This is a genomic window from Rhodococcus sp. IEGM 1241, from assembly GCF_033142365.1.
Taxonomy (GTDB): Bacteria; Actinomycetota; Actinomycetes; order Mycobacteriales; family Mycobacteriaceae; genus Rhodococcus_F; species Rhodococcus_F erythropolis.
Genome location: NZ_JAWLSE010000009.1, coordinates 14,674 through 32,066 on the forward strand (window position 1 = coordinate 14,674; position 17,393 = coordinate 32,066).

Consider the following 17,393-nt stretch of genomic DNA (forward strand, 5'->3'; position numbering starts at 1 on the left):
CCCTATCGGGTGCAGCCGATCGAATCTTGTCGACTGTCTACGCCGCTGATCACCGTTTCGCCTGGCTGCGGGCGGTTGCAAGCATTCCGGCTGTGATCTGTTCCACCTCCGCGTCCGAACACAGGTACGGAGGCATCGCGTACACCAGGTTGCGGAACGGTCGAAGCCAGACCCCGGCGTCGACGGCCGCATCGGTGGCGCTCTGCATCTCGACCGGCTGCTCGAGTTCGATCACCCCGATTCCGCCTTTGACTCGAACGTCCACCACCCCGGAAATTGTGACGGCTTCGGCGAGGCCGCGAGTGAGGCCACGTTCGAGGGTTGCGACGTCACGCCGCCAGTCCATTGCGAGCAGAAGTTCGGTCGACGCGACCGCGACAGCGCACGCGAGTGGATTGCCCATGAAGGTGGGGCCGTGCATCAGTCCGCCGCCCTCGCCGGTAGTGATGGTCTCTGCGATCTCCGTGGTGCACAGCGTTGCCGCCAGACTCATGTACCCGCCGGTCAGTGCCTTGCCGACGCACATGACGTCGGGACTGACGCCGGCATGATCGGCGGCGAACAGTTCACCGGTGCGTCCGAATCCGGTCGCGATCTCGTCGAAGACCAGAAGGACTTGGTATTTGTCGCAGAGGTTACGGAGGTCGATCAGGTATGCGGGGTCGTGGAAACGCATTCCGCCGGCGCCTTGGACTACCGGTTCGACGATCACCGCGGCGAGGTCCTCGTGATGCTCGGCCAGCAGCGTTTCCAACTCCTGCACGTATTCGGGGAGATAGTCCGCCGGGGGAGTCTGCGCGAAGACCTGAGGGCGAAGGACGTCGGTCCAGAGAGAGTGCATGCCGCCGTCGGGGTCGCAGACGCTCATGGGGGTGAATGTGTCGCCGTGATATCCGCCGCGCCAGGTCATCAAACGATTTTTCGACGGTTTTCCGAGGCTCCGCCAGTACTGCAGGCACATCTTGACTGCTACTTCGACGGCCACCGAACCGGAGTCGGAGAGGAACACTTTGTCGAGGTGAGGTGGTGTGATGTCGACGAGTAGTCGCCCGAGGCGAGCGGCGGGTTCGTGCGTCAGTCCGCCGAACATGACATGACTCATCTTGCCCAGCTGCCGTGCAGCAGCAGTGTCGAGCACGGGATTGCGGTATCCGTGAATGGCGGCCCACCACGAGCTCATTCCGTCGACCAATCGGCGGCCGTCGGAGAGCGTGAGGGTAGCCCCCTGGGCAGAGTCGACGATCAGCGGACGAGTCGACGCGGGAAATGATCCGTACGGATGCCAGAGGACATCGGCATCGATGGCGGAGACGTCATGGGGATCAAGTCCGGTTGTGAGCACGGATGCACCCTAACCATTGAGTTGAACGGTGTTCAAGTATGGTCGGAAAAGTGAACACCTCGCTGAATTGGCTCACTGCCGTCGAAGCGGACCGTAGGGCCGCTGGACTGCGCCGCGAACTCCGTCCTCGCACGGTCGACTCCCCGTTGATCGACCTGGCGTCGAACGATTACCTCGGACTCGTGCGGCACCCCGACGTGATCGAGGGTGCAACGGCGGCTCTGCGCCGTTGGGGCGCGGGCGCCACGGGTTCGCGTCTGGTCACCGGCACCACCACCGAACACGAACTGCTCGAAGTCGAACTGGCCGAGTTCGTCGGGGCGGAATCCGGACTGGTCTTCTCTTCCGGCTACACAGCCAATCTCGGCGCGGTGACGGCGCTCTCGGGTCCCGGATCGTTGATCGTCTCCGATGCGGGATCGCATGCCTCACTCGTGGATGCCTGCCGCCTGTCACGTGCCCGGGTTGCGGTAGCTCCGCATTCGGACGTGAGCTTTCTCGCCGACACGTTGCGCAGCAGAGTGGAAGAGCGAGCGCTGGTCGTCACGGATTCGGTCTTCAGCGCCGACGGAGACCTCGCGCCGCTGCGGGAGATGCATCAGGTGTGCCGCGAGTACGGGGCGATCCTGCTGGTCGACGAGGCGCATGGCATCGGTGTGCGCGGTGCCGGTGGACGTGGACTCGTCCACGAGTCGGGCCTGGCGGGTGAACCTGACGTCGTCGTGACGGCAACGCTGTCCAAGTCGCTCGCCAGCCAGGGCGGAGTTGTACTCGGCGACAACAAGATTCGCGCGCATCTCATCGACGCGGCAAGAACGTTCATCTTCGACACCGGTCTCGCTCCCGCCGCTGTCGGGGCGGCCAGAGCTGCACTCGCCGTACTCCAGCGCGAGCCGACGCGAGCGCTCGACGTCCTGGCCCGGGCATCCGAACTCGCCGACGTCACCGGTGCACCGTCGCCTGAATCTGCTGTCGTCTCGGTCGTTCTCGGCGATCCGCAACGGGCGTTCGATGCCGCGTCGGCGTGCCGGGATCAGGGGTTGCATGTCGGTTGCTTCCGCCCGCCGTCGGTTCCGGAAGGAACGTCACGGCTGCGTCTGACCGCACGAGCGACGCTGTCCGCATCCGAGATGGAGCAGATCGCTCTCGTACTGCGCGACGTCTTGGCCGGTGCCCGAGCATGAGCATTTTCCTGGTGACCGGAACGTCGACCGACGTCGGAAAAACAGTGGTGACAGCCGCATTCGCATCGGTGGCCTTGCAGTCGGGCAAGTCGGTTGCAGTGCTCAAACCGGCCCAGACCGGCGTCGACGTGGACGGTGCGGGTGATCTGGCCGAGATCGAGCGTCTGACCGGGGGCGGCGTGACGCTGGTCGAGTTGGCGCGGTATCCCGAACCTTTGGCGCCGGATACTGCTGCCCGTCGAAGTGGTCTCCCGTTGTTGGCGCTCGACGACGTAGTCCGAGTTGCTCGCGACCTGGACACCACCCACGACTTGACCCTGATCGAAGGTGCCGGCGGCTTGTTGGTTCGGTTGGGGGTGGACGGGTTCACCGCGCGCGATCTCGCCGCAGCTCTGGCAGCACCGGTAGTGCTGGTGGTTGCTTCCGGCCTGGGCACGCTCAATCACACCGCTCTGACCGTGGAAGCGCTGGGTGCATCCGGTGTGGAATGCGCCGGGTTGGTGATCGGTTCGTGGCCGCAGGAACCGGACCTCGCCGAGAGATGTAATCGCGAGGATCTTGTCTCGGTCAGTGGTGTTCCCCTTCTCGGGTTGATGCCTGCGGGAAGTGGCAGCGAGAGTGTCCAAGAGTTTGCTCAGACCGCTTGGGGCGCGCTCGGTAAATCTGCTTTGGACATCTGACGCCGTAACATCCGATTTGTCTGCATCGATAGCCAAGGCACAGTAGGGCGAATTGTGAGTAGGTCAGCCGAATGTAGGTGGTGAGCACGGTCGAAAAGTCGTTGTCGTCATCGGCCGTACGTCGCGCACTGCTCATCGGCGTAGTCGTCTTCGCCTCGTGCCTGGTCGGAATTCTGAGCCGCCTACCGGGCACGCTTGCTGTCTTCTGGCCGGCCAATGCGCTGCTTCTCGGGATTCTCTTTCGATCGCCGCGCTCGGCCACACCGCTCACCTGGATCTGCGCTGCAGCCGGCTACGTTGGAGCCGACCTCATCACGGGCGGGGCGTGGGAGTCCATGGTGTGGCTCAACGCGGCCAACATCGTCGGGGTTGCGAGTGGCTTTTACGCCTTCCGCTGGGTGGGCGGCGACGATCGTCGACTGACCAGTATTCAGTCCGTCGGCTATCTCGTGTCGACGACTGTCGTGGCCGCGTCGATGGCGGCGCTCGTGGGCGGAATCGCGAACCGCGTGCTGTTCGGCGGGCATTGGTGGGACGGCTGGTTGCTCTGGTTCTCGAGTGAGTTCGTCAACTACATGACCATCGTCCCGTTGGTGCTGACTTTCCCTTCGCTTCGGCGGGTGGATCGAGACCCGAAAGCTGTTGCCACACTTCTGCGTCGATCAGTTGTTCCGACAGCGCTGCTGGCCATCTGCATCATCTTGGAGTGGGTGATCGGCGGCGCCGGAGCGATCGCGTTTGCCATGCCGGCGCTGGTGACTGCCGCTTTGCTCACCAATGTCTTTGTCACGTCGGTGCTCACCGCCGCATCAACTGCCTGGACGTTGGTACTGACGGCCGACGGGCATCTCGGATTGTCCAGCGAAGGGGTCTCGCCCGTCAGTGCGTCCGTCCAGATCGGATTGTCGTTGCTGGCGGTAGCGCCGATCGCGGTGGCGTGTGTGATCCTCGAGCGCCGCCGCGCGCTCGAGGCACTCACACAGGCCGTCACCCACGACGATCTCACCGGTGCGTTGCGCCGGGACGAGTTCTTGCGGCGAGGCGGCAGCGTGACGGGTGCGCCCGATCCGCGTCGCCACTCTGGTCGTCCGGTGAGCGTCCTGATGATGGATCTGGATCACTTCAAGATGGTGAACGACAACCTCGGTCATCGCGCCGGCGATACCGCGTTGGTGAGTTTTGCCGATCAGGTGCGGCGGAACCTCGATGACAAGCATCTCTTCGCCCGGTTGGGCGGTGAGGAGTTCGTCGTACTGATGGCCGGTGTCGATCTCGAGGGTGCGACCGAAACGGCCGAGATGATTCGACGCGCACAAGCGGAGAATTCGTCGGCGGTGTTGGGTGAACTCGGGCCGACGGTCAGCATCGGCGTCGCATGTTCACCCCACGGCGACGCAGACCTGACGCAATTGGTCGATTGCGCCGACGAGGCGTTGTACCGAGCGAAGAAGCTGGACCGGAATCGAACCGTGGCGCTCACGGTCGGTAGCTGAAGAAACACGTGCGGACCCGCATTCTTGCGGGTCCGCACGTGTTGGTGGAATCCAGCGAATCAGAACAGATTGATCAGGGCAGGAACGCTGAACAGCGCCACGTAGTAACCCATGAACAGAACACCGCCGTGAATCTTGAACAGGCGCCCGAGAAGGCCACCGACCAGGCCGACCGTCACGGTGATCAGAAGCCCGAGGATGCCGCCCTCCCAGATGCTGATGACCACAACCAGTCCCGTGAACACCGCGATCACAGCTTCGTGACTGATGTGCTTGACCACCGCTGACGCAGCGCGGTACGCGTAGTTCATGGCAAACGGATACGCGATGACCGTTGCCGTGACCACTGCGAGCAGTCCGTAGAGCAGGAACTCCCACTGCGTCAGGTACGTGGAGAGATTGTTGATCACTCCGGTTTCCTGATTGGTCTCGAAGACCGGCGGAGCGTTGAACAGAGGGGCCGCGGGACCTGCTGCCAGCGGGCTGAGCGGAAGGCCGAAGGCCACGAGAGGGATGAGGGTTTCCGCGATGTAGGTGGATTCCGTCGTACCGTTCTTTGCCGAGACCATGGTGGTCAGTCGGTGATAGCCGTTCTTGATCCGCGCACCTACCAGCTCACCCATCAGAACTGTCATGGCGACGGGGCTGAAAACGAACGTTGCGCTCGACACCGTGGAAGCGGCTGCGGTGTAACCGATCTGCTTGCGATCGAGGACCTTCAGAGGATTGGGGAAGTATCCCTTCCATCCTTTGATGTCCGGGGCCAGTGCCACGGTCTTGGGTTCGCTGCGTTCCATGTCCTTGCGGCTCGACGGCCCCAGGGTCAGCGCGAGGTCGGCGATCAGCGGCCCGACCGCAATGGCCAGGAAGTAGCTGATGTTCAGCGACACATCGTAATTCGACGTCAACGCGCGGGCACCGAGGATCAAGATGACAAACGGAACGAGGGCGACCACCCCGGCCCAGCGGCCTGGTGAGGCGTAGGCGATGCCGATGGCGGCGACCAGGAACAGCCACGGTGCGATCGACTGAACGGTGTCGGCGAACGGCGCGAGGATGGTCGCGAACAGGACGGCAACCGGTACGGCGACGAACGCCGAGATCACTGCTCCCGAGATCGCCTTGCGGAGTGCGATGTGCGGGATGCCGAGTGAGCGCATCATCTGCGCTTCCGGCAAGAGCGGAATCGCCATCGTGTCGCCGGGAATGCCCAGCAGCATCGTCGGCACCGCATGCGTCATGTGTTTGGCGATCGCACCGGAGAGGAAGAACGTGAATACTGCCGCCGGGGGAGCGCCGAGCAGAATCACGAGCAGAGTCAGCGGTGCGATGGTGGCGGTCTCGTCTGTGCCGGAGATCAATCCGATGAACGTGAACGCGACAGCACCGATGATGCCGAAGAGAACGGCGATGAGAATTTCGTTGGTCAGAACCGAACTCATGCGCGCCCACCGCCCTTCGGCGGGTTCGAGGGCGATGTCTTCGAGGCCTGTGCGTGCTCGGCCTCGGCAGCGGCGAAGTGGTCGTACAGACCGAGTTCGCGAAGTTCCTGTCGACTCTGCTCCGGAATGTCGGCGAGAGTGCCCAGACCCTGACGCTGCTCACTCATCGTCGTGATGACACCGTCGATCGACTCCGCGTCGGCGGCGGCCAAGGCGACTATCCGCTTCGGCTTGATGAAGATTCCGCAGACGACGCCGGCGAGCAGGCAGGCAGCGATACCGACCAGCAGGCTGTACGCCTGGGCCAACGACGGTTCGTTGACGACCCGTTCGAACAGAGACTGGGCCGCAAGCAGAGCCGAGGCGCCCACGACACTGCCGACTGCGACGGAGATCGCGAGGTGTCGACCGTTGACAGTGTCGCCCCAGACTTCGAGGTATGTCTGCTGATCGGTCGGCGCGGTTGTGGTGGTCGGCGTCGTTGCCGACTGCGGTGGTGACATCAGTCTTCTCCAGTGTCATGCATGGCAGGGGGTCGTACAGGGAGGGGCTTGCTTGCGAGTGTCAGGTACGTGCTGCGCGGAGGGCGGTGACGACTCGGGACGGACTCGAGTGTCCGATCTGTTCGGCCATCCAACTACTTGTGTCGGTAAGGGAATCCAGGTCGATGCCGGTGTCGATCCCGAGGCCGTGGAGCATCCACACCAGATCCTCGGTGGCGAGATTCCCGGTCGCGCCCTTGGCGTACGGGCACCGTCCGAGACCACCTGCGGAACTGTCGAATTCGGATACTCCAGCGGTCAATGACGCATAGACGTTCGACAGCGCCTGGCCGTAGGTGTCGTGAAAGTGCATGGCGATCTGCGATGTGGGGATGCCACGTTCTCGGAGGGCGTCGAGTAAGGCGAGCACATGGCCAGGTGTGCCGACGCCGATGGTGTCGCCGAGTGAGAGTGACGTGACACCGCTGTCGACCAGGGTCTTCGCGATGTCGGCGACACGTTCGACGGGCACAGTGCCTTCCCAAGGGTCGCCGAAGCACATCGAGATGTAGCCGCGGACGGGAAGTCCCAGAGCTCTTGCGGCGGCAGTGACCTCGGTGGCCGCGGCTATAGCGCCGTCTACCGTCGAGTTGAGGTTTCGTTTAGCGAATTCCTCTGTAGCGCTGACGAATACTGCAACTTCGCGCGCTCCGGCGGCAACGGCCCGCTCGAGACCCTTGCGGTTCGGGACAAGAACGACCGTACGTACCGAGTCCGGCAGGTGCAGCCGATCCATCAATTCTTCCGCGTCCGCGAGTTGCGGGATCCATCGAGGTGAGACGAAGCTCGTCAATTCGACAGTGCGGGAACCGGCCGCGACGAGGCGTTCGATGAACTGGGCTTTCGTCTCGGTCGGGATCACCGCCGTCTCTGCTTGAAGTCCGTCGCGTGGCCCGACTTCGTAGATCCGGACCGAGGTCGGTAGTCCCGGCGCCGGCACTCGATGAGGCGCCGGCTTCCACACTGGTGATCCTGCAACTGTTTCGGTCATTGTCGTCAGTTTCCGCCGCGGATCTCGGCGAGAACCTTCTCGGCATGTTCGACGCGAATGCTCTTGTCCGCGATCAGGCGTGCGACCACGGCGTCGATCTCGCTCTTCTGCGCTCCGGCGGTGGCAGCGATGTTGCGGGCGTGCAGTCCCATGTGTCCGCGTTGGACACCTTCACTGGCCAGAACGCGGACAGCGGCCAGGTTCTGCGCCAGACCGACTGCCAGGATGATGCCGGCGAGTTCCTCGGCGCTCTCGACGCCGAGCATCTTGATTGCGGCCTGCGCTACGGGGTGCACTTTGGTGGCCCCGCCGACGAGGCCGACCGGCATGGGCAGCTCGAGGGTGCCGACGATGTTTCCGTCGGCATTCTTCTCGAAATGCGAGAGCGAGGAGTAGATTCCGTCGGCGTTGACTGCATGGGAGTGGCATCCGGCTTCGACTGCGCGCGTGTCATTTCCGGTCGCCAGCACTACGGCGCTGATGCCGTTCATGATCCCCTTGTTGTGCGTCGCGGCGCGGTAGGGATCCAGCTCCGCCAAGCGCGCGGCATGGATCAGGTTGTCCACAACCTCTGCGCCGCCGATCAATTCGGCGTCGAACGCGGCGCGAACGCGCGTCAGCCGCAGATCGGCCTTGTTGGTGAGAATGCGCAGGACGACGTGTCCGCCGCCGATCTCGGCGACTCGATCCGCGATTGCCTCGGCCATCGTGTTGACGGCGTTGGCGCCCATGGCATCTCGTACGTCGACATGAAGATGGAGGACCACGTAGGTGGCCTTGTCCGAAGGAACGATGCGAACCGAAATGTCCTTCACACCACCGCCGACGCTGACCAACTTCGGGTCCTGCTCGTTGGCGAGTGCAATGATTTCCTCGCGAGCCTCGAGGAGTCGGATTCGGGCGGCCGCCGGATCCACGACGTCGACGAGTTGTATCTGGGCCTGCATGATCGGCGGGGTGCTCGAGACGTGAAAGCCGCCGAGTCCGCGTGCGATGCGGGCAGCGTTACTCGCGGCTGCGACTACCGACGGCTCCTCGGTGGCGAGAGGGATCAGGTAGTCCGTGCCGTTGATCGTGAAGTTGGTGGCGACGCCGACCGGGATGCCGATGACGCCGACTACGTTCTCGACCATGCGATCGGCCTGATCGATGGTGAGACCGTCGGCAGCGTCGTAGACCGCGATGTCTGCTTCGGTCAGGTCCGTCTGGCGGACGATCTCGGCGCGCCGTGCGGCGACATCGTAGGACCGGAAATTGGCGATACGGCTATTGATAGACCGGCTGTTGATTGACACGGGGGGTGGTCCTCCTGAAGTGATTCTGTGCTCCGCTTCACAGTAGGGAGGGTGATGGCTGCCAGGCCACGTGCTCAGGGCACATCGATCGGTCGAAATTGTAGTGTCATGCACCACCGTCTTTGTCGACGGTCTCACCCCCGGCCTCTTCGGCGCCCACTTGCCGAAGCTCGTCGAGCCTCGTCGCCATGGACACCCGAAAGAAGTTCTCGTCTTCACGCCACGAGTGACCGAGGAGCGTGCGGATGCGCTCGAGACGCTGAATGACGGTGTTCGGGTGATAGTTGAGGGCGCGGGCAGCCTTGGTCGGGCTTCCTTCGTTGCGCACGAGGGCGCGCAGGGTCGCAGTGAGATCGGTGTCCTTGTCGCGATCGTAGGCGAGTACCGGGCCGATCACGTCATCGATGAACTGATGAAGTGATTCCGGATTTTCGCCGAACAGAACGGTGTACGGCAGATACGACGCCGTCGTGACCGCGCCGTCGGTCTTGCCCAACGCCGAGAGCAGGCGAGCAGTACGCAGGGCAGAGGTGAAGCGCGCCGGGAGGTCTTCGGGACGCTCCGCCGTTGCCGGCGCAATCACCACGGCGTGAGGTCCCACCGAACCGGTGATCTGGCGGTGAACGACGGTCGCCGCGGCTGCCGGGTTCCCCGAGCGCGAGACCACCGCGATCAATCCGGCGTGCTGCGACGCCAAAGCCCCGACCGGCAAACTCTGCCCGATTGCGCGGAGCGCAGCGGTGCGGAGTTCCGGAGCAACCGACACCACGAGGACGGTATCGAGTTCGCCGAGGGAGATGCCGAGGTTGCGGGTCCGACGTTCGAGGTCGCGCCTGCGCTCGGGCGCAGTGCTCAACAGATCGGCGACCAGTTCGTCACGTGCGCGCCGATCCGCTGCTGCCGCCGCCGTGTGTTGCAACACGAGGATCGCAGTAACCTGAGCGGCCCGTTCCACGGTCCTGAGTTCGACAGGTCCGATCGGCGCGTCCGAACGATTCAGCAAGATGGCCCCGAGGAATGATTCGCCGGCGGTGATGGCGCTGACGAGTTGGATCACGGTTTCACTGCCATCGGCGACAAACGTGCATCGGCCGCTTCGGCGACTCAGGTCGATGGCCTCGGACACGGCGCGAGGTAGAGACAACGGCACCGTCGTGATCTGCTCGCCCGAGGATTTGACCAGAGGGCGTAGCTCACTGTCGACCACGACGGTGCCGCGCTCGAGTGCGCTGCTGAGGGTTCGTGCAACCTGGGCGTATCCGCCGCCACGGAGAACGGCGTGGATCAGATCCTGGTGGACGATGTTCGACTTGTCGCGCGCGGACACGTGCTCCCGCAGTTCGTCGAGTGCTCGCCCGGTCTCGGCGGCGGATTCCTCGGCGCGGTCGAGCGCCCGCGCGGTTTGCAGGACCACCGAGGCATGATCCGCCAGCGCCGAGAGCAGGGCTATCTGATCGGCAGTAAATCGTCGTTCCCGGCGGTCGGCGGCAAACAGGACTCCGAGGATCTGGCCGTCCGAGAGCATCGGCACGCCGAGAATCGCCACCAGACCTTCGGCGACTATCGCGGCGTCGACCACCTCGTCGTGACGCGACTGCGTGTAGTCGCTGTAGTTCTGAACCCATTGGGCTGCTCGAGATTCGGCAATCGCACTGACCAGTCCCGCGCCGGCAGGAACCTGCAAATGCTGTAGCTCCGGCGAGACGGCGCCTGCTGTCTTTCGAACATTCAGATCTCTGGTGACCACATCGAACTCGGAGAGGTACGTGACGTCGGTGCCCATGATGTCGTGTGCTCGGTTGACGAGTCGCTGGAGCAGAGTGTCCACGTCGCGAACTTGCGCGAGTTCACGCGCACTCGAGTAGAGGACCGCCAATTCGTTCTCGCGACGGCGCAGTCGGCGAAATTCCGACCGACTGGCCCGGATGCGGGCCGCGGTCTGCGTGATCTCCGTTGCGCCGAGGCCGAATTCGGAAAGTACCTGTTCGACATGTTCGTCACCGACGGAGTCGGACGTCACGTCGAACAGTGCGGCAATCTCGTTGGGTTCCGAGTCGGAGTCTGAATCAGGGGCGGTCACACCGAACAAACTACAGACCTGCGGACCTACCGAACTCGTCGAGCGGCGGGGATGTGTGACTGTTGTTGGCTTCTAATGCATTTCGATCCGTGCCCGTGCCTCCCAGTTCTTCGTGCAGCCTGTCCATGTCCTTCTCGAGCGCGCTGACCTTTGTCTCGAGGGCGAGAACTTTGCGGTTCAATGCTTGAATGCTCGCCATGCAGACGCCGTTTGCATCGACGGCCGAGATCCGACGGGTGTTGGACCCCAGGCCGAAGACTGCGGCAAAATCCTGTGCCATCGGTCCGAGATGACGGATCGACTTGTGGTCGAAACCGTAACTCCACGTGCTGATTCGGAGAGCCGTCAACCGGTCGAGCACGTCCTGGGCGCTGGTGGGAACGGCTGCGTCTGTGTCCACGCCGCGGCGACGTGTGGCGTGCGAGAGCGCCCACTGCGCGGGGTGGCGCATCGCCGCGTTGACCCGAGTGCTGACCCGAGTGCCCAAATATTCAGTGCGCTCGCCCTCGTCAGGCGGTGAGGTCACGTCGCGCAGTTTTGACGGTCTTGTCGCTCAGCAGAATTCCCGCTCCCGCGCCTAGTAGTCCGAGGCCGATTCCGACAGCAGCGCTGCCGAGGCCCAAAGCAATTCCCAACATGATTCCTCCAAAAATTGTGCGGTGAATTGAGGGGCCAGGTGTCCGACGAAAGTGCTGCCGACCTGCTCCGCGCTCATCTTTCACATTGCTCCGCCGTGCGGGCGATGACAACCCGTCTGGACCGAATTTCTCGTGGAAAACACAGGCGTGCAACACTGGGTCAAGAACTGCTGGGTCATCGGCGCCTTGTCGGCGCCGTACGGGCGGCAGTAATCAAGTAGCCATCGACCGATCTCTAACGCAGGTTTATCTGCGCGCGGCAACGATGACCAGGCAAAAGGGTGGCATGTGAACGAATCGAGCAATGGCTTGTTTTCCGACCTCAGCGCGTCGGAGCCCGTTGTCGACGCAAAAAGCGCCGAGCAACTGGCGGCCGAGCGTGAAACTGCGGCAGCAGAACGCTCGAACACCGACACCGCTGAACAGCGGCAGTCACAGCTGTTCAGCGGTTAAGCGCGTCAGGACTCCTTGATTACCGACAGAACATTGCCGGCTGGATCGGTGAACCACGCGATGTCGGGGCCGTTGCCACGCATGATGCCTCGCGCATCCTGGGGGAATCCGTCGTATTTCAGAAACTCCACGCCACGTGCGGTCAGTTGATCGACGGTTGTGTCGATGTCGTCGACGACGAAGTTGAGAATCGTGTACGTCGCCGCTTCGTGATTCGGTTTGGGATAGACGAGGATTTCGGTTCCGCCGACAAGATGTAGCCGAATCAGCCCCATGTCTTCATCGGTCACTTTCAGCCCGAGTATTTCGCCGTAGAACTTCTTTGCAGCATCGATGTCTGTCACCGAAAATCCGCTGAATGCTTTGGTGTCCGCAAGCATGACTGTCTCCGTTCCTAGCTGTTGTCGGACTAGGTGGGTTGGGAATCCGTCATTCCGGATTCCATGTCGGCCCTGGCTTCCTCGCTGAACTCGATGATCTGAACGTAGTTTCCGTCGGGGTCGATCGCGGTGGCGAACAAACTGCCACCGCGGACTTCGAGCGGAGCGTGCCAGTTTCCGCCGAGTGCGTCGATGCGCTGTGCGATCGACCGGGCGTCGTCGGTCTCGACGTTGAGGAACATGCGACCCGGCTGGGGGTTGGTCTCACCGACGTCGTCGCGTCTGTCGAGCATTACGTAGAAACCGTTGAAGTCGAGGACGTCGTAGCCAGGGTCACCGGGAGTCCGGTCGACCTTCGGGGCGAACGCCTCGGCGTACCAGTCGCGCAAACGTTCGGGGTTGGTGCTCGAGAGCAAAATGCTGCTGATGCTGGATCCGGACATGGGTCCTCCTGCTGTCGGTCGTTACTGTCGTCGGCAATCGAGGCTCTGGCCACATCACCTCCCAGATACAGACTTCCCGCAGCGGCGAAACTCATCGCGGCTCAGATGTGTTCCGACACCATGATCGCCGTCGTCCCTGGTTCGAGCGCCCGAAAGATGTGCTCCTCGTCGCCGGGATAAGCGAGATAGTCGCCCGGTCCGAGCTCGATCGGATCTGCAGTGGGCCCGACCTCCGCTCGCCCGGTGCCGATCACGACGTGTTCGGTGGTGCCGCGCGCATGCGGAGTCGAAATACGCGGCTCGCCCGGTTCGGCGACTATGCGATACAGATCGCGTCGTGCGTTCGGTGGGCTCGGCGCCAAGAGCGTCGCGATGTACGACGCGTTTGCCGAAGCAATTGCGGGACCTTCTCCGGCTCGAATCAATTGAACGGTCTGTGCCTGCGAGTCGACGAGTTGTGAGAACGGCACACCCAACGCGTTGCCGAGTGCCCACAGTGTTTCGAGGCTCGGGTTCCCGAGGCCGGATTCGAGTTGGGAGAGTGTGGATTTGGCGATGTCGGCGCGCCGCGCCACCTCCGAGAGGCTCAAGCCTGCTCGGGCACGTTCGCGTTTGAGTGCGACAGCGACCATTTTCTGAGGACTCTGCGCCGTATCCGTTTCACTACTGACCATCGTTCGATTCTCCGATCGATCGTTCTACTTGACGAACGGTGCCACTTCGTTCAACATAGAATACATGCGTTCTTTATGGCGAACAGTTGATCGAGACACGGTTCGGGTGAGCGTGCTGATCTGTCTCTCCGTGGCCATCGTCGGAGTGTCCTACGGTGTGACGGCAGGATCAGCTGGATTCTCGTTGTGGCAGCTTTCGGCATTGGCTGTACTCGTTCTGGGAGCGTCTTCGGAGTTCTTGTTCATCGGAATCATCGCAGCCGGAGGCAGCGTCACCGCTGCTGTTGTGGCGGGCTTGTTGATCAACTCACGTAACTTCGCCTACGGGATGTCGGCAGGATCATTTCTCGGCAGGGATCGCTACAAAGATTCAGGCTGGCGCAGTATGGTCGGCGCGCACCTGGTCAACGACGAAAGCGTCGCGGTCGCCATGGCGCAGGAATCGGTGGAGCGCAAGCGTGCGGCTTTCTGGTTCTGTGGAATCGGGATCGCGGTGTCGTGGCCGATCGGAGCGCTGCTGGGCGGGTTGCTCGGCAGCGTCGTCCGAGACCCCGGCGCGTTGGGATTGGATGCCGCGTTTCCGGCTGTCATTCTGGCCCTTGTCCTGCCTGCGCTGAAGGAAAAGGTGACGCTGCTTGCCGCCCTGATCGGTGCAGCAGTCGCGGTGGCCACGTCGCCGTTCCTGCCGCCCGGTACCGCGCCGCTCGTAGCGCTGCTGAGTATCGCGGTGACGATACCGTTCCGGGAGAAGGTTCGATGAATGCCGCGTCGGTCTGGATCGGTATTGTTGTGTTCGCTTGCGGCTCTTACGCTTTGCGGGCAAGTGGCGTTCTGCTCCGCTCTCGGGTGAAGCTTTCGAGCTTTGCCGAGAAAACCCTCGATCGTGCTGTCGTGGTGCTGCTGCTTGCAGTGGTTGCGACATCGACGATCTTCATCGGGCATGACGTTGCAGGGCCGGCGCGGATGCTCGGCGTGGTGGCCGGAGGTATCTGCGCCTGGTTCAAGGCGCCGTTGGTACTAGTGGTGATTGCCGCGGCCGGCACTACTGCATTACTACGGCTGTCAGGGGTGTCGTAGAGCCGATTCGGTGCGCGTTGAATGTGTGGTCGAATTCAGGCGAGTGCGGATGCCGTCGATGAACAGGTCCAGGCCGAACTGGAAGCGCACTGTCGGATCGCCGTCGAGGAGGTCCTCGTCGGAACCGCCGCCGATCACCTCGGGGGAGTCGGGGGAAATGGGTGCTCGGGTAAGTGCCCCCATTTCTTCCATCTGCGCTCGGGACTGCTCGTCGACGGTGTGGCCGAGCACGTAGTACAGCAGGGCGTACGCCGCGAGTTGGGCATGCTCGCGTGATAGCCCGGATTCTTCGCCGGCGTGTACGAAGTGCTCGCGCACCTTGCTGCTTGTCATCCGCGAGGCGAAGGTGGCACTGACCAACTCGGCGCCGTCGCGGTGCGCCAGCAGGGCAGACCGAAGTCTGTGTGCCAGTTCGGAATACGCCTCTTGCCATGTCTCTGCGTCTACGGGAGTGTCGAGGTCTTCGAGGATCTTGTCGACGACCGCACCGAGCAAGGTCTGCTTGTTCGGGAAGTGCCAGTACAGGGCGCCGGGTTGGACACCCAGTGACGTTGCGAGCCTGCGCATCGTGAGGTCGGCAAGTCCGAACTCGTCGAGTATCGCCATGGCGCCGTCCAGCACGTCGCCGCGTCGCAACTGCACTTGTTGTTCCCCTCGTTTCGTCCCGCTGTGGGGCGCTCGCGATCGGTTGTCGATCGGACCCGCCTTTGACAGTATTCCACCACGTCTCTAACGTGAACACCGTTCAACTTGTACGGTGTTCAATTTTGCTGGTTTCGAAGGAGACGTCTGTGACCCCGCCCCCGATTAGCACGGCCCCTGCGACGGTCGACATCCTCGACCAGGCGCGCGAGCAAGTTCTCGAAAGAGGAGTTGGCCTGACCGAAAGCCAGGTGCTCGACGTACTCCGACTCGACGACGACAGGCTCGAAGACCTGCTGGCTCTCGCCCACGATGTGCGTATGAAATGGTGTGGACCGGAGGTCGAGGTCGAGGGCATCATCAGCCTCAAGACGGGCGGTTGCCCCGAGGACTGCCATTTCTGCTCGCAGTCCGGACTCTTCCAGTCGCCGGTTCGCGCGGCCTGGTTGGACATCCCGAGCCTGGTGGAAGCTGCCAAGCAGACTGCGAAGTCGGGCGCTACCGAGTTCTGCATCGTGGCCGCCGTCCGCGGACCTGACGCCCGGTTGCTCGCTCAGGTGGCCGCAGGTATCGAGGCGATCCGCAATGAGGTCGACATCCAGATCGCCTGCTCGCTCGGCATGCTGACCCAGGAACAGGTCGACCAACTGGCCGCCATGGGTGTGCACCGGTACAACCACAACTTGGAGACCTCGAAGTCGCACTTCCCGAACGTCGTGACCACACACTCGTGGGAAGAGCGGTGGAACACGCTTCGGATGGTTCGCGAAGCAGGCATGGAAGTGTGCTGCGGCGGAATCCTCGGTATGGGTGAATCATTGGAGCAGCGTGCAGAATTTGCCGCGAACTTGGCTGAACTCGAGCCGGACGAGGTCCCGCTCAACTTCCTCAATCCGCGTCCCGGCACCCCCTTCGGGGATCTGGATGTGCTGCCCGCCAGCGAGGCGCTCAAGTCCGTGGCGGCATTCCGTCTCGCGCTGCCCCGCACGATCCTGCGCTTCGCGGGTGGACGCGAGATCACTCTCGGCGATCTGGGTGCCAAGCAGGGCATCCTCGGCGGAATCAACGCCGTCATCGTCGGCAACTACCTGACCACCCTCGGGCGTCCCGCCGAGAAGGATCTGGATTTGTTGGTGGATCTGCAGATGCCGATCAAAGCACTGAACGACACTCTGTGAGCACTCCGGTGACCGAGGAGCGGTACAACCCGTTCACCGGGCGTCGGATCGTCGACGGTGTCGACGATCCGACGCCGACTGCGGCGTCGATGGGGCTAGAGCCGCCTCGCTTCTGCGAGCAGTGCGGGCGCCGCATGATCGTTCAGGTCAGCCCTGACGGATGGTGGGCGAAATGCTCCCGACACGGTGTCGTCGACTCGATCGACGCCGCCCGCAGGTAGCGTCACTCTGTGTGATCTCTCTTCGGCAGACTCGTCTGCGCACCGCGATCGTGATCGCCGCAACCACTGCGGGCGTGAGCGTGCTCGTCGGTGTGGTGTGGGCGTTCTTGGCTCCGGCCGAGCATCTGTTAGTGGTGTCCGAGGGGCGCGGCGTCGCGTTGACGGGTGAGAGCCTCCATCAGTTCGACGCGAGTGCTGTGTTCATCTGGCTGGCACTGATCGTCGGTGTGCTGTCGGCAGTAGCGGCGTGGTTGGCGCGTCTGAGTCGAGGCCCGTATGCCCTGGGCGGGTTGATAGTCGGCTCGGCGGCAGGTGCCGGACTGATGGCACTCGTGGGTTCGGGCGTGACAAAACTGCGTTTCCCCACCGCCGACAATCCGGCGGTCGGGGAGATCATCGCGCGTGCACCGAACATCGGCACGTTGCTCGTGCTTCTGTTTCAGCCGCTCGCGGCGTGCGTCGTGACTTTGGTTCTCGCAGTGCTCAATCCGTACGACGACCTCGGTGTGGGGGACCACCCGGAATCTGGGGATCCGGAATCCGGGGATCCGGCCACCGAGGCCGAACAGACCGACGACGAGGTCCAGCCGAAACTCCCGTAGCCGTTGCTTCTATACAGCCGTTGCTTCTATACAGCT

At 63.0% G+C, this 17,393-nt stretch carries 21 protein-coding genes; 9 read left to right on the forward strand and 12 right to left on the reverse strand.

Annotation, left to right across the window (positions count from 1 at the left end):
• Positions 1 to 49: 49 nt before the first annotated feature.
• On the reverse strand, positions 50 to 1,342 hold the full coding sequence (locus R4P70_RS28135) for an adenosylmethionine--8-amino-7-oxononanoate transaminase (protein WP_317832878.1): 1,293 nt from the start codon (positions 1,340 to 1,342) through the stop codon (positions 50 to 52).
• A 38-nt stretch (positions 1,343 to 1,380) separates the two neighbouring features.
• Between R4P70_RS28135 and R4P70_RS28140 the strand changes: the two genes are divergently transcribed.
• From R4P70_RS28140 to R4P70_RS28150, 3 genes are all read left to right on the forward strand, one after another.
• Positions 1,381 to 2,526, forward strand: coding sequence for an 8-amino-7-oxononanoate synthase (locus R4P70_RS28140; RefSeq protein ID WP_317832880.1), 1,146 nt, complete (start codon positions 1,381 to 1,383; stop codon positions 2,524 to 2,526).
• Complete coding sequence (bioD, locus tag R4P70_RS28145) at positions 2,523 to 3,206, forward strand: dethiobiotin synthase (RefSeq protein ID WP_317832882.1); 684 nt, start codon at positions 2,523 to 2,525, stop codon at positions 3,204 to 3,206. The genes R4P70_RS28140 and bioD overlap by 4 nt, the downstream gene beginning before the upstream one ends.
• Before the next feature lie 80 nt (positions 3,207 to 3,286).
• Positions 3,287 to 4,699: a diguanylate cyclase gene (locus R4P70_RS28150; protein WP_317832884.1), complete on the forward strand. Its 1,413-nt coding sequence runs from the start codon at positions 3,287 to 3,289 to the stop codon at positions 4,697 to 4,699.
• 59 nt (positions 4,700 to 4,758) lie between these two features.
• Here the strand turns inward: R4P70_RS28150 and R4P70_RS28155 are convergent, their stop codons facing one another.
• The 7 genes from R4P70_RS28155 to R4P70_RS28185 form a co-directional block, all read right to left on the reverse strand.
• Complete coding sequence (locus tag R4P70_RS28155) at positions 4,759 to 6,141, reverse strand: tripartite tricarboxylate transporter permease (RefSeq protein WP_003941745.1); 1,383 nt, start codon at positions 6,139 to 6,141, stop codon at positions 4,759 to 4,761.
• Complete coding sequence (locus tag R4P70_RS28160; RefSeq protein ID WP_060938925.1) at positions 6,138 to 6,644, reverse strand: hypothetical protein; 507 nt, start codon at positions 6,642 to 6,644, stop codon at positions 6,138 to 6,140. The genes R4P70_RS28155 and R4P70_RS28160 overlap by 4 nt, the downstream gene beginning before the upstream one ends.
• A 61-nt stretch (positions 6,645 to 6,705) precedes the next feature.
• Positions 6,706 to 7,674, reverse strand: a complete 969-nt coding sequence (locus R4P70_RS28165; protein WP_080910802.1) for a hydroxymethylglutaryl-CoA lyase — start codon at positions 7,672 to 7,674, stop codon at positions 6,706 to 6,708.
• Between the two features lie 5 nt (positions 7,675 to 7,679).
• Complete coding sequence (locus R4P70_RS28170) at positions 7,680 to 8,969, reverse strand: hydroxymethylglutaryl-CoA reductase, degradative (RefSeq protein ID WP_317832888.1); 1,290 nt, start codon at positions 8,967 to 8,969, stop codon at positions 7,680 to 7,682.
• A gap of 106 nt (positions 8,970 to 9,075) precedes the next feature.
• Positions 9,076 to 11,049, reverse strand: a complete 1,974-nt coding sequence (locus tag R4P70_RS28175; RefSeq protein WP_317832890.1) for a helix-turn-helix domain-containing protein — start codon at positions 11,047 to 11,049, stop codon at positions 9,076 to 9,078.
• A 10-nt stretch (positions 11,050 to 11,059) separates the two neighbouring features.
• Entirely contained in the window at positions 11,060 to 11,575 is a 516-nt protein-coding gene (locus R4P70_RS28180; protein ID WP_317832892.1) for a tail fiber domain-containing protein, read from the reverse strand.
• Positions 11,559 to 11,687: a hypothetical protein gene (locus R4P70_RS28185; protein WP_021333694.1), complete on the reverse strand. Its 129-nt coding sequence runs from the start codon at positions 11,685 to 11,687 to the stop codon at positions 11,559 to 11,561. The genes R4P70_RS28180 and R4P70_RS28185 overlap by 17 nt, the downstream gene beginning before the upstream one ends.
• 288 nt (positions 11,688 to 11,975) lie before the next feature.
• Between R4P70_RS28185 and R4P70_RS28190 the strand changes: the two genes are divergently transcribed.
• Entirely contained in the window at positions 11,976 to 12,140 is a 165-nt protein-coding gene (locus tag R4P70_RS28190) for a hypothetical protein (RefSeq protein WP_019748819.1), read from the forward strand.
• 5 nt (positions 12,141 to 12,145) lie between these two features.
• On the opposite strand, the gene R4P70_RS28195 is transcribed toward R4P70_RS28190, so the two are convergent.
• The 3 genes from R4P70_RS28195 to R4P70_RS28205 form a co-directional block, all read right to left on the reverse strand.
• Positions 12,146 to 12,520 carry a VOC family protein gene (locus R4P70_RS28195; RefSeq protein ID WP_020908038.1) on the reverse strand — a complete coding sequence of 125 codons (375 nt, stop codon included), beginning with the start codon at positions 12,518 to 12,520 and terminating at the stop codon, positions 12,146 to 12,148.
• Between the two features lie 29 nt (positions 12,521 to 12,549).
• The gene (locus R4P70_RS28200) at positions 12,550 to 12,963 is read right to left on the reverse strand and encodes a VOC family protein (protein WP_019748817.1); all 414 of its coding nucleotides are present in this window, start codon (positions 12,961 to 12,963) and stop codon (positions 12,550 to 12,552) included.
• Between the two features lie 101 nt (positions 12,964 to 13,064).
• Complete coding sequence (locus tag R4P70_RS28205; RefSeq protein ID WP_317832896.1) at positions 13,065 to 13,637, reverse strand: XRE family transcriptional regulator; 573 nt, start codon at positions 13,635 to 13,637, stop codon at positions 13,065 to 13,067.
• 64 nt (positions 13,638 to 13,701) lie between these two features.
• Here R4P70_RS28205 and R4P70_RS28210 point away from each other — a divergent pair, with 64 nt between their 5' ends.
• Together R4P70_RS28210 and R4P70_RS28215 are read left to right on the forward strand one after the other, a co-directional pair.
• Complete coding sequence (locus tag R4P70_RS28210) at positions 13,702 to 14,397, forward strand: AzlC family ABC transporter permease (protein WP_317832898.1); 696 nt, start codon at positions 13,702 to 13,704, stop codon at positions 14,395 to 14,397.
• Positions 14,394 to 14,714 (forward strand): AzlD domain-containing protein, encoded by a 321-nt coding sequence (locus tag R4P70_RS28215; RefSeq protein ID WP_046378683.1) that lies wholly within the window; start codon positions 14,394 to 14,396, stop codon positions 14,712 to 14,714. Before R4P70_RS28210 ends, R4P70_RS28215 begins: the two co-directional genes overlap by 4 nt.
• Here R4P70_RS28215 and R4P70_RS28220 read toward each other — a convergent pair.
• A complete protein-coding gene (locus R4P70_RS28220) occupies positions 14,700 to 15,356 on the reverse strand; it encodes a TetR/AcrR family transcriptional regulator C-terminal domain-containing protein (protein WP_042952077.1) in 657 nt (218 codons plus the stop codon). The two genes, R4P70_RS28215 and R4P70_RS28220, sit on opposite strands and share 15 nt — an antisense overlap.
• Before the next feature lie 164 nt (positions 15,357 to 15,520).
• On the opposite strand from R4P70_RS28220, the gene bioB reads away from it, so the two are divergent.
• From bioB to R4P70_RS28235, 3 genes are read left to right on the forward strand one after another with little or no spacing between them, the layout of a single operon-like run.
• Entirely contained in the window at positions 15,521 to 16,534 is a 1,014-nt protein-coding gene (gene bioB, locus R4P70_RS28225; protein WP_024487821.1) for a biotin synthase BioB, read from the forward strand.
• Positions 16,531 to 16,755 (forward strand): hypothetical protein, encoded by a 225-nt coding sequence (locus tag R4P70_RS28230; RefSeq protein WP_019748812.1) that lies wholly within the window; start codon positions 16,531 to 16,533, stop codon positions 16,753 to 16,755. Before bioB ends, R4P70_RS28230 begins: the two co-directional genes overlap by 4 nt.
• An 11-nt stretch (positions 16,756 to 16,766) precedes the next feature.
• Complete coding sequence (locus R4P70_RS28235) at positions 16,767 to 17,357, forward strand: DUF2567 domain-containing protein (protein WP_019748811.1); 591 nt, start codon at positions 16,767 to 16,769, stop codon at positions 17,355 to 17,357.
• Positions 17,358 to 17,393: the final 36 nt, after the last annotated feature.